Genomic DNA, 12,209 nt, shown 5'->3' with positions numbered 1-12,209 from the left:
GCGTAATTCCCGGTTGTGATAATGTTTCCGGGGCTCCCGCGTAAGGGGCCGGGGCGAAGGGCGGGTTGCTAGGAGGAGCGGGACCGGATCACCCCGACCCGGGGCCGAGGAACCTGCGCCATGACCAGCCATGCCTTCATCTGCGATGCCGTCCGCACCCCGATCGGGCGCTACGGCGGCGGGCTTGCGGCTGTTCGTGCGGACGACCTGGGCGCGGTGCCGCTGCGAGCCTTGCTCGCGCGCAATCCCGGGCTCGATCCGGCCGCGATCGAGGAAGTGTTCTACGGCTGTGCCAACCAGTCGGGCGAAGACAATCGCAATGTCGCGCGGATGAGCCTGCTGCTGGCGGGCCTGCCGGTGTCCGTCCCCGGAGTGACCGTCAACCGGCTCTGCGCTTCCGGTCTCGAGGCGGTGGGGGCCGCTGCACGCGCGGTGCGGACCGGGGAGATGGAACTCGCTGTCGCCGGAGGGGTAGAGAGCATGACCCGCGCGCCTTTCGTCATGGGCAAGGCCGAAGGCGCGTTCGGGCGTAGCCAGAAGATCGAGGATACGACGATGGGCTGGCGCTTCGTCAATCCCGCGCTCGATGCGCTTCACGGGACCGAAACGATGCCCCGCACCGGTGAGAACGTGGCGCAGCAGTTCGGGATTTCCCGCGCGGATCAGGACGCCTTCGCGCTGCGGAGCCAGAAGCGCGCCGCTGCCGCGCAGGCCGCGAACAGCCTTGCGGCGGAAATCGTGCCGGTCACGGTGCCGGGGAGCAAGCGGGGGGAAAGCGTGGAGATCGCCGTTGACGAGCATCCCCGCGCCGATACCACGGCTGAGGCGCTGGCCAGGCTGAAGCCGCTGTTCGGCCCGGAGGGCACGGTTACCGCAGGCAATGCTTCCGGCATCAACGATGGCGCGGCGGCGCTGGTCATTGCCGGGGAGGCTGCGGCGAAGCGCCATGGCCTGGTGCCGCGCCTGCGCATTTTGGGTATGGCCTCTGCCGGGGTGGAGCCGCGTGTGATGGGCATCGGGCCAGTTCCGGCGACCCGCAAGCTGATGGCGCAACTGGGCCTTTCCATCGCCGATTTCGACGCGATAGAGCTGAACGAGGCTTTCGCCAGCCAGTCGCTCGCGGTGCTGCGCGCGCTTGGCTTGCCTGACGATGCGCCGCATGTGAACGCCGATGGCGGCGCCATCGCTCTCGGCCATCCGCTTGGCATGTCGGGCGCGCGTCTCGCGCTGACGCTGGCGCGGCAACTGGAGGCGGGTGGCGGCAGGCTGGGTCTGGCAACCTTGTGCATCGGCGTGGGCATGGGACTGGCGCTGGCTGTCGAACGCGTTTGACCGCTGCGGCATGGTTGCGCCGGTGGAGCTGCATTGCTATCTAAAATAGCTAAGTTCCGGGAGAGCATCCATGCAGTTCGAGCGCATCAACCCCCTGACCGGCGAGGTCGCCTCCAGTGCGGCAGCGATGACCGCTGCCGAAATGCCGGCCATTGCCGCCCGTGCCGCGGCAGCGCAGCCGTTGTGGGCAGCGCAGGGGCCTGCGGCGCGTCGCGCGGTCCTGATGAAGGCGGCCGATGCGCTGGAGGCGCGCAAGGCCGATTTCGTCGCCGCCATGATGGGCGAGATCGGCGCAACCGCCGGTTGGGCAATGTTCAACCTGACGCTGGCAGCCGGTATCCTGCGCGAAGCGGCCGCCATGACCACGCAGATCGGCGGCGAGGTGATCCCTTCCGACAAGCCGGGCTGCATTGCCATGGCCCTGCGTGAACCGGTGGGCGTCATCCTTGGCATCGCTCCTTGGAATGCGCCGATCATTCTCGGCGTGCGGGCCATCGCCATGCCGCTCGCCTGCGGTAATGCGGTCATCCTCAAGGCCAGCGAGACCTGTCCCCGGACGCATGGCCTGATCGTGGAGGCGCTGGGCGAGGCGGGGTTCCCGGAAGGCGTGGTGAACGTCGTCACCAACGCACCCGCAGATGCCGCAGGGGTGGTGGGCGCCCTGATCGATGCGCCCGAAGTGAAGCGCATCAACTTCACCGGATCCACCGCAGTCGGCCGGATCATCGCGACCCGCGCTGCGGGCCATCTCAAGCCCTGCCTGCTCGAACTGGGCGGCAAGGCGCCGCTGCTCGTTCTGGAGGACGCCGATCTCGACGAGGCGGTGAAGGCGGCCGCGTTCGGGGCCTTCATGAACCAGGGCCAGATCTGCATGTCGACCGAGCGGATCATCGTGGTCGATGCCGTGGCCGATGAATTCGTGGCACGGTTCGCGGCCAGGGTCGCCGGGATGGCAGTGGGCGATCCGCGCGAGGGCGCGACGCCGCTGGGTGCCGTGGTTGACGAGAAGACGGTCGCGCATTGCCGCAGCCTGGTGGAGGATGCCGTGGCGCGAGGGGCGCGCCTTCTGGTAGGCGGCGAAACGACGAACAAGGTTCTCATGCCTGCGCATGTCGTGGACGGGGTAACGCCGGAGATGAAGCTGTTCCGTGACGAGAGCTTCGGCCCGGTGGTGGGCGTGATCCGGGCGCGGGACGAAGACCATGCCGTGGAACTTGCCAACGATACCGAATATGGCCTTTCGGCGGCCGTGTTCACGCGCGATACCGCGCGCGGTCTCGGCATCGCGCGCCGCATTCGTTCGGGCATCTGCCATGTCAACGGACCGACCGTTCACGATGAGGCGCAGATGCCGTTCGGCGGGGTCGGCGCTTCGGGTTATGGCCGCTTCGGCGGCAAGGCCGGGATCGACAGCTTCACCGAACTGCGCTGGATCACCGCCGAGACGCAGCCGGGTCATTTCCCGATCTGACCGCTCGGCTCCAGGGCCCGGCTCGATGCTTGGCGCTTTCCAATCGCGGAAACTCTCGATAGGCTATTTGCGAACAGTTCTCAAATAGCGAGTGAACATGCCGCAGGCCAACGTCTACCGAGTGAGCGAATGGAACGGAAAGAGCGGCGAACGCTGGGTCTCCAACCAGGCGCGTCTCGATGCCATGCTGGAACATTTCGGAGCCGCCGCGATCGAGGCTGCCGTGCCGGTGCCGGGCGAACAGGTGCTGGATATCGGCTGCGGAGCGGGCGCGACGAGCCGCGTGCTCGCCGATCGTGTCGGCCCTGACGGCCACGTCACCGGCATCGACATTTCCGCCGCCCTGATCGAACGCGCCCGTGGGCTTTACCCGGCAGATACAGGGCTCGATTTCGAACTGGAGGATGCGGGCAGTGCCGATCTGGGGGCGGCGCGGTTCGACCTGCTCTATTCGCGTTTCGGCGTCATGTTCTTCGCCGAGCCGGTCGCGGCCTTCACCAATCTGCGTCTGGCGTTGAAACCGGGAGGACGGGCAGCCTTCGTCTGCTGGCGCGGGGCCGACGAGAATGACTGGGTGCGCTTGCCGATGGGGGCGATCAAGGGCATCGTCCCAGCTTCGCCGCCGCCGGAGCCTGATGCACCGGGGCCGTTTTCGTTCGGTGACGGGGAAAGAGTCCGATCGATCCTCTCGCTTGCGGGGTTCACGGATATCGCGATCGCGCCGTTTGACCGCGAAATCCCCTTCGGGCTCGGGACCAGCAGGGAAGGGGCCATCGGCGATGCGGTGGACATGGCCTTCGAGGTCGGCCCGCTGTCCCGCGCTCTGGCGGACGCCGCCCCGGACGTGAGAAAAAGCGCCGCAGCAGCAGTGCGCGATGCTTTCGCCCGGCGTCCGGGCGAGCACTCGGTGATGATCGACGGTGCGGCATGGATCGTGACCGCACGCAACGCATCTTCGTGATGGACAGAAGGGCGCGGCGAAACACCGCGCCCTTCTGTCCGATCAGAAGCGGAAGCGCGTCCCGAGGCCGAAGTAGCGGCCTTCGTAGCGGATGTCGCGCGGGTAGGTCTGGGTCTGGTTGAAGTAGCGGTAGTTGTTGAACGGCTTGCCCAGGATATTGCTGACGTCCGCCGTGATCGTGATTGCCGGGATCACGGTGTAGGACAGGGAATAGTCCAGTCGGGCGATCGCCTTGGTTCCTTCGCCCACGTAGAGATTGCCATTGGCGTCGGGCGAGTAGAAGTTGGTGAACTTCGACCGGTAATTGTACGAAAGACGGGTCGAGAGCTTGCCGCGTTCATAGAACAGCACGGCGTTGTAGCTCCAGTGCGAAACGCCGGGGATGGCCACCATCCTGGTGTCCTGACCAAGCGCGTTGGGCAGTTGGTTCTTTCCGTCAAGATAGGTGACGTTGCCCTGCACCCCGAAGCCGGAAAGCATGCCCGGCAGGAAGTCGAAGAAGCTGTGGAACCCGGCTTCGACGCCCTTGATGCGGCCTGAGCCGGCATTTTCGGGGCGAACCACCTGGATCAGCCCGTAGACCGGGTCCTGCACGTCGCGCGTATAATCGCTGATGAAGCCGTCGAGATCGCGATAGAACAGCGAGACGCCCGCCGCCGCACGCGGGGAGAAGTAGTATTCGAGCGTGGCGTCATAGTTGCGCGAGGTCAGCGGCGCGAGGTCGCGGTTGCCGGCGCGGCCATAAGCGTCATAGCGGCCCGGCGTGCCGCCGGTGTTCTGCGCGCGGGTGATGTTCACGGCCGGATTCAACTGGCCGAACGTCGGACGGGTACGCGTCTTGGTATAGGCCAGGCGGACCTGGAACTTGTCCGTGAAGCGGATGCGCGTGCTGAAGTTGGGCAGCACGTCGACATAGTTCTGGCGCGTTTCCTCGGGCGTCTGCACGCCGTCCACCAGCGATGTGCCCGAATAGCGGCCATCCGTATTGACGATGCGCACGCCGACGAGACCGCCGATCTCCACCCCGCCGATGTCGAAGGCATACTTGCCCTGCGCATAGGCGGCATAGGTCTTTTCGCTCGCATCCCATGAAGCCAGCGGATCGAGCGGAACGTCAACGCTTGACCACCGCTGGATATTGTCGCGGATGCCGGCATCGTTCGGATACATCAGCGCCAGCTGCTGCAATCCGGCAAGCGATATCGCGCGCAGGCCGTCGATATTGCTGCGGACTGCCGAGCGGCTCGGCGCCAGCCACTGGGTGAAGCCCTGCACGCCGCCCCGGAAGGTATTGTCGATGAGCGACATGTCGCCCAGTCCGAGTTCGTTCATCCCGATGCCGAGATCCATCAGGTAGGCATAGCGCGAACCCGAACGCACCGACGAATCCCGTGTCGTCACCCGGCTGCCGACCTGGAGCAGGGGCAGGAAGGGAATGTCGGTTTCCAGCGAGACGTCGCCGCGCCACTGGATGCCGTTGCCCTTGCCCACGTAGATACGGTCGAAGAAGCCGCGGAACTGGTAGTTGGCGGGATCCGTCGCATCGAAGCCGGGAAGTGAGAAGGCCGCGGAGCCCTTCACGTCGAAGGCGGCATCCACCGTCGGCGCGGAAGTGAGGGCGGAGTCCAGGCTCCATTCGGTCTGCTTGAACGTGCTGTCGGTATAGGCGAAGTCGGTCGAGATCGTCGCCTTGCCGGTGGTCCAGACCGCGCCGATCGCACCCTGATAGGTATTGGTGTCGCCATTGACCGTGGAGCGATAGATATCGGGGCGCCAGCCACCCGTCTTGGTCAGGCTGAGAACCTTGTTGGGCTCGTCGGGATCGAGAACGACATTGCTGAGCTGCGCTCCTGCAAAGCGCAGCGAGGTCGCGAAGAAGTCGTTCGCATCACGTCCGCGATAGGCCTGCCACAGGCCATCCACGTAGATTTCCAGATTGGGCGCGGGCTTCCACTGGAGCGACGCATTGATCGACGGGCGCTTGCGGATGCCGCTGTTGTAGAAGACGCCGACCGCTTCCGGGAAGACGAAATCGCGGCCGACCGATTCCGGTTCCACGGTATTGCCGGCATCCGGCGCCAGCACATCGGCGCTGTTCCAGCGCGCTGCGTTGCGGAACTGCTGCTGGGTATAGGCGAAGTTGATGAGCGCGCCGATCTCGCCGATGCCGGTCTGCCAGCGGTCGGTGATCTGGAGATTGGCGTTGGCGGGGTCGTACTTCTTGGACTGGTCGTTGTAAGTGCCGCGAACCGATCCGGCCACTTCGAAGCCCTTGAAGTCGAACGGGCGCCATGTCCGCACGTTGATGAGGCCTGCCAGGCCCGGCTCGATGAGATCGGCGGTGCCGGACTTATAGACTTCCAGCGCGCGCAGGGCGCCGGGAGGGAAGTCCCAAAGCGCCACGCCGCGCGATTCCGCGGTGAAGATGTCGCGACCGTTGAAGGTCGTCGTCAGATCGGGCAGCCCGCGCACGAGCACCTGGTTGGCCTCGTCGCCCGAACGGCTGACCTGGATGCCGGAAACGCGCGCCAGCGATTCCGCCGCGTTGTTGTCCGGCAGCTTGCCGATATCTTCGGCCACGACCGCATCGACGATCGCGTCGGAATCGCGTTTGATCTGGGCTGCGTTGAACAGGCTGGCACGGAACCCGGTGACGATGATGTCTTCCGGCGACACTGCTTCCTTCGCGGCATCGTCTTCCGGAACGGGCTGGACTTCAGGCTTGGCGTCCTTGTCGTTCGATACGGCCTGCCCCCAGGCCGGTGTAGCGAACGCGACGAGTGCGCAGGACAGACTTAGTCTGACTTTATTCACGATTCCCTCTCCCCTGTTCCCCATTGTCGGGGCAACGTCAGCGCAGCGAAGGCGCTAACGTCGGATTATTTATCCGATATCCGGGGAGTTATCGTCGAAGAATGGATTCTACAACAATAAAATAGTCGGACTAATTAAAACTGTTTCCGAAAGGTAATAAGTAGCTCACGTCTTATTTCCGGCGATTGCGCAAACGCGCTCCCTTCCCGCGAAAGGAAGGGAGCGCGTCTGGGTTGAGCCTCAGAAATCCACCGTCGCCGACAGCCAGAGCCGGCGGCCTTCCTGATTGATCGAGTAGGCGGGAGTGTAGACCGTGCTCGTGCCGCTCGCATAAGGCACGTAGACCGCGTAGTCGGTGTCCAGCACGTTGTAGACCGTGGCCGCCAGACGGAAGGCGGGGGTGATCTGGTACGACCCGCCAAGGTGGAACACTTCGTAGCTGCGGAAATCGCCCACCGCTGCCTGCTGGACATTGTTGCCGCGCCAGCGGCCGGAGCGGATCTCGGTCCTGGCCCAGAGGCTCGCTTCTTCGCTGACCTTCCAGCGCAGGTTCCCGTTCAGCATGTGCTTGGGCATGCCCACCAGCGGGAGCCCCTTTTCGCTGCCGCTGAGTTGTTCGGTTTCGGTGTAGGTGTAGTTCACCGAGAGCGAAATCGCCGGTGTGAAGGCGAAGCGGGTGGCCACTTCGACACCGCGGGTCCGGGCCTTGTCGATATTGATCGACTGGCCGAACAGCTCGACATTGGGGAAGTTGCCCACGTCGATGCAGCCCGCTGGAGGGGTGGTATAGCCCGAGAACGTGCAGTTCGGAATGCCGGGTCCGGAGGCGATCTTGTCGTCGAAATCGTTGTTGAACAGGGTGACGTTGCCGCTGAAGAAGCCATGGCTGTCGTAGTAGAGACCGGCTTCGTAGCTGGTGCTGGTCTCGGGCATCAGGTCGGGCGTGCCGATCAGCGGTACGCGGCCCTGGCTGCCGAAACCGATGATGCCGCTGGCGATCTGTTCGACGCGCGGGGTCTTGAAACCACGGCTGACGCCGCCCTTCACGGTCAGGCCATCGTTGATGTTCCAGACCGCATAGGCGCGGGGAGACCACTTGCTGCCGAAGGTGGAATGGTCGTCGTAACGGGCGCCGCCAGTCAGGTTGAACCCGTCGACCACGGTAAGGGTCGCTTCGGCGAAGCCTGCCCACTGGGTGAACTTGAACGGTGCGGGCGCGACGCCGTCCTTCATCTGCGCGCGCCAGTACTGTCCGCCGACCGTGAAGGCAACGGGGCCTGCCTTTCCGGCAAAGCGCGAATCGATGATGTCGTTGCGGGCTTCGAGATTGCGGGCACTCCCGGGCGTCGCACCGGGGGTGCCGTTGGGAATGAGGCGGCCGATCGTCTCGGTATCGTTGCGCGTCAAAGTGGTGTCGAGTGTGCCGAGGCCGGTGCGCCAGCTATGAGCGACCACGTAGTTCGTGCGGTTGAACTGCTGCCTCGGTGAATAGCCGCCCGATCCCAGCGTGCCGAGCTGGCCCTTGCTGTTGTCGTAGGTCTGCTCGTTACGGTCGATCTCCACCCAGAGATCATGGTCGACATGGGGCGTGAAGCTGAGGCGCCCGCCGTAAGTGTAGATATCCGATTCCACCGGGTTGCGGCCAAGCGTGAGCGCAGGATCTCCGGGTATCTCGATATTCGCGCCCTCGCGGTGGAACACGCTGCCGCGCAGGGTCAGGCCGAGAAGATCCTTGACGACGGGTCCTTGCACGAAGCCGTTGATCGACTGGATATTGCCGAACCGATCGTCGCCCTGAACCGTGGTTTCGGCCGATGCCGTGCCGACCCAGCGCGTCCCGACCTTGCGGGTGATGATGTTGACGACGCCGCCCATCGCGTCCGAGCCATAGAGCGTGGACATGGGTCCGCGCACCACTTCGATCCGATCGATCGCGGAGAAGGGTGGCATGAAGCTGGTTGAGGATTCGCCGAAGCCGTTGGGCGTGACGTTGCCCGGGGCGTTCTGGCGGCGGCCGTCGATCAGGATCAGCGTATAGTCGCTGGGCATCCCGCGGATCGAGATGTTGAGGCCCCCGGTCTTGCCGGCCTCACCACCGACATCGACGCCCTGCACATCCTGCAATGCCTCCGCCAGGCTTCCGAAGCGCTTTTCCTGAAGTTCCTCGCGGTCCAGCACAGTGACGCTGGCCGGGGCTACGGTAATGTCCTGCTCATAGCCTGCCGCCGTGACGACGATCGCCGGGCCGGTGTTTTCCTCGGCTTCCGCAGCATGGGCGCCTTGACCTGCAAGGCAGGTAAGAGCGGTGCAGGCGAGCGCGGTCAGGCTGGCTCCGGAAAGGATGCGCGCGCGGCGATAGGACGTGTTCGACAAGACTGATCCCCCTGATGAGTAATGCGAATGCATCGCATTTGCACGGGCCAGTGTGGTCGCTGCTGCAAGCTGTCAATCGGGTCGGATCGGCAAGTCGCTATGGGAAATGAATTATTACGAGGAGCAACATTTCGGCTGCCACCCCGACATGATGCCGCATCGAAGTATTGCAGAAGGACTGTTCGAACCGCTCTTGAACTTCCCTTTTCGGGTTTAGGGTGGCAGCTGTTGAATGGCCCGATGAATTCATGGAAAGCGTTTCGATTCGAAACGGTGCATTAAATGGCGTCGAATTGACCGCGATCGCCCTTGCGTGGAATTTTGCAGTTCGGCAGCATCGTCACGGAAATGCCGCAGAGAGTTCAGCTCCTGCCCCGAAAGTACAAAAAAATGGCCCGAAGGCGTGAAGCCTTCGGGCCAGGAAATGGGGCTGCTCGGTTAGGAGCCGCCTTCGGGTCGCAAGGCTTTTCTAACGGATTGAATCCATATTCCGCGTGACACGGATCACGCACATGCAGCGAATCAGAATTGGTTTGCTGTTCCTCAGGTGCTGTTAAAATCGGTCAGGTCCATGATAGTGGGACGGATGAGGCCGTTCCGGCCTGGGGCAGCAACTGTTGGATATTGAAGAGCAAATCGAGGCAATCGGGGCGATTTTTCGATGCGGCCGGTCATCGGCCGAGTCGCTTTCGCGCGTCCTGATTCCGCAGTTGCTCGGCGCCAAGGAGATCATCGCGCATCAGGGGGAGCCTTCGCAGTACTGCTGGCTGGTGATCGATGGGGCGGTTCGGATCGAGACATTTGGCCTTGAAGGGCAGCGTCAGCAACTCGCCCAGCATGGCCCGGGCGAATTTTTCGGCGCCTATCCGGCTCCGACCGTACATCGCGCGGAAATCGGCACTCTCGCAGAATCGACCCTATTGCGCGCAGAAGCCACAAAGATCGCCGAACTTGTGGCCGCAGATGCGGAAATTGGCGCCGGAATGGCTCGATTATTGGCAAGGCAACTCGATCGGGCGCTGGACCGGATGGTTGCCCGCACGACATACAGCGCGGCCGGGCGCGTCTATGCCGAATTGCTGGCCCTTGCGGATGGCAGGGAACGGATCGCGCCTCCGCCACGCGTGACTACGCTGGCACTAAGCGCCAATACCACTCGCGAGACGGCATCGCGCGCGATCGCGGCGCTGATCCGGCGGGGCATCATCAGCCGTGATGAAGGCCAACTGGTGATCCACGCCCCCCGCATGCTCCATGAACTGGTCTGCTGAACGCGGCCGCCTGTTCAGGCCGACGAAAGCAGCCTGAACAGGCCTATCGCAAAATCGCCCAATGGGGTGACGATGTCTCCGGCAGCCTCGAAACGGTAATCGGGGGCGAGCAGGTCTATGACGGCGATCTGCGGCCAAGGCGCGCAAATGCTTCCCGCGGGCGCCGCCCGTGCGAGCACTATGGCAAGTTCGGCATCTTCCTCCACACCGGATTCCGGCGCGCAGGGGCGGCAATCGAACCCAAGCCGGCTCTCGGGAGCCATGTGCAATATAGCGGCCGCGTGATCCATGGCCATGACGGGATCGCCGAACCGAAGGATCGAGAACCCTTCCTCCGTCAGTTCCGGTGCCCCTACCGACGGGTCGGAACAAGGCGGTAACGGACGTGTCGAGGCAAGGACGGTGCGATCGACTGCTCTGCCGAACCCGGCTCCGCTCGCCGGGACGGAGTAGTCCAGGGTGAGGTCATGGATTTCCAGCCCCTGGGCCCGCCATTCCGCTTCGGCTTGTGCGATCCTGTCCGTTTCCCGGCCGACATGGAGTGCGATGGCCCGCGTTGCGAGCATTCTCGATCGTCGCAGCGCCAGCCCCATCGCGACGCGTGATCCGTTCAGGATCGCGGGAGCAGAGAGGCAGTTCGTCCGGTCAAGCGTTTCCACCAGGTCGGCAGCCTCGATGAGCCGGTCGAACCGCTCGGCCCAATCGCCGCCGTACTGGGAGACGGAGATATGGCGAAAAGCGGGCAGGGAGAGCGGCAGCACGATGTTGAGCCGAGCGCCCCTTGCCTGTGCCATTTCGGCGATGACAATATCTGATCCTGCCGCAAGCGCGCCGAAAACCGCGCCCGGTCGGATATCGTCGAGCAGGACGCCGACTTTCTCGCGGATTTCGTTTTCATCTCCCGGCAGGCCGATGATGCCGCTGAAATAGAGGCTCGGCGGCGGGCGGAGATGATCGAAGAGATCGCTAGGCGCCCCGATCCTTTCGAGTATCTGCCGGAACTGACGCAGCGTGACCGCGTGATCTTCCCATGCCTCGGGCGCCGCCGCGATTGCCAGTTCGAGCGCGGTGCGGCTTGCCTCTGTATTGCCAAGCAGCAAGTGGCCCTCGGCAGCCGTCGCGCCGATCCAGTAGCGCGTTTCCGGTTCATGGTCGCCGCTTTCCAGCAGTTCCAGCACTCTTGTTGCGACGAGAGATGCCTCCTGCGTCTTGCCGTTGAGCAAGGCGATGGTCGCCGCGTTGATGAGCGGATAGGTGGCCCGCCGCTCGCCCGCCGCCTGCATGTAGGCGGCCTGCGCCTGGTCCAGAAGCTGCCTACGCTCGTCGCCCAAGCTGCGCAGGCCGCGGTCCTTGAGCAGCCGGCCCTTGAGGCTGAGAGCATCCGGCGCCTGCGAGGCCAGTAGCCCCGCACTTTCGAACATGCGCCACGCGCGGAGGATATCCCCCGCGCGTGCCGTCTGCCGGATCTGGGCCAGTACCGAAAGGATCACGAATCGATCATCCGCTATTCAGACCTGCGGAGGCGGGTTCTTGATGTCGGGATCGATGGTCAGTCCGATCCAGCGCGGTTCGCAGGCATTTACGTCCTGCAGCAGGTCCACGTTGATGTTGAAGCGGTGGCGCGTGCCGTACTTTCCACCTTGATTGAAGCGCGCGTTGAAGCGGACCGCCTTGTACCGGTCGAGCTTCTCGTCATAGGCGCTGTACTCAAGCCCGCCATAGAAGGACGAGAGGGGTTCCTTGGTGGTGATGGCGTCGAATTCCTTGGAAAACCAGAGCTGGTCCCCGACCAGCGTGATGTCGACGACGCTGTCGCAGGTGATCGCGATATAGTCTTGGCCCGGTGCGGCGGGCTGGTCATATTCCAGGACGATGCGTCCTTCTTCGGCCTTGAGGATGACGTTGAAGACGATCGGCTCTTCGCCCGTCAGTTCGAGGTCGAGCTGGTTCGCCAGACCGTATTGCATGTAGTTCAGGGTCGACATGA

8 protein-coding genes are annotated in these 12,209 nt (G+C 64.0%); 4 read left to right on the top strand and 4 right to left on the bottom strand.

What is annotated here, in order from left to right; translation table 11 throughout:
• Nucleotides 1-120: 120 nt before the first annotated feature.
• The 3 genes from pcaF (at nt 121) to ACLIMP_RS20085 (ending at nt 3,764) form a co-directional block, all read left to right on the top strand.
• Entirely contained in the window at nt 121-1,332 is a 1,212-nt protein-coding gene (gene pcaF, locus ACLIMP_RS20095; protein WP_443478893.1) for a 3-oxoadipyl-CoA thiolase, read from the top strand.
• Between the two features lie 70 nt (nt 1,333-1,402).
• Nucleotides 1,403-2,803 carry an aldehyde dehydrogenase gene (locus ACLIMP_RS20090; protein WP_185999713.1) on the top strand — a complete coding sequence of 467 codons (1,401 nt, stop codon included), beginning with the start codon at nt 1,403-1,405 and terminating at the stop codon, nt 2,801-2,803.
• A gap of 97 nt (nt 2,804-2,900) precedes the next feature.
• Nucleotides 2,901-3,764 (top strand): class I SAM-dependent methyltransferase, encoded by an 864-nt coding sequence (locus ACLIMP_RS20085; protein ID WP_324699942.1) that lies wholly within the window; start codon nt 2,901-2,903, stop codon nt 3,762-3,764.
• Between the two features lie 42 nt (nt 3,765-3,806).
• On the opposite strand, the gene ACLIMP_RS20080 is transcribed toward ACLIMP_RS20085, so the two are convergent.
• Both ACLIMP_RS20080 and ACLIMP_RS20075 read right to left on the bottom strand, forming a co-directional pair.
• A complete protein-coding gene (locus ACLIMP_RS20080; RefSeq protein ID WP_231636264.1) occupies nt 3,807-6,578 on the bottom strand; it encodes a TonB-dependent receptor in 2,772 nt (923 codons plus the stop codon).
• 240 nt (nt 6,579-6,818) lie between these two features.
• Nucleotides 6,819-8,951 (bottom strand): TonB-dependent receptor domain-containing protein, encoded by a 2,133-nt coding sequence (locus ACLIMP_RS20075; RefSeq protein ID WP_443478892.1) that lies wholly within the window; start codon nt 8,949-8,951, stop codon nt 6,819-6,821.
• Between the two features lie 710 nt (nt 8,952-9,661).
• Here ACLIMP_RS20075 and ACLIMP_RS20070 point away from each other — a divergent pair.
• A complete protein-coding gene (locus ACLIMP_RS20070; RefSeq protein WP_324699637.1) occupies nt 9,662-10,222 on the top strand; it encodes a Crp/Fnr family transcriptional regulator in 561 nt (186 codons plus the stop codon).
• Nucleotides 10,223-10,236: 14 nt separating this feature from the next.
• Here the strand turns inward: ACLIMP_RS20070 and ACLIMP_RS20065 are convergent, their stop codons facing one another.
• A complete protein-coding gene (locus tag ACLIMP_RS20065) occupies nt 10,237-11,712 on the bottom strand; it encodes a TRAFs-binding domain-containing protein (protein ID WP_185999709.1) in 1,476 nt (491 codons plus the stop codon).
• An 18-nt stretch (nt 11,713-11,730) separates the two neighbouring features.
• Nucleotides 11,731-12,207, bottom strand: a complete 477-nt coding sequence (locus ACLIMP_RS20060; protein ID WP_185999708.1) for a nucleotide synthetase — start codon at nt 12,205-12,207, stop codon at nt 11,731-11,733.
• Between the last annotated feature and the right edge of the window lie 2 nt (nt 12,208-12,209).

Origin of the sequence: Novosphingobium aeonii (assembly GCF_052279045.1) — a bacterium.
Lineage (GTDB): Bacteria > Pseudomonadota > Alphaproteobacteria > Sphingomonadales > Sphingomonadaceae > Novosphingobium.
This window is presented reverse-complemented; position numbering and strand designations above follow the sequence as displayed.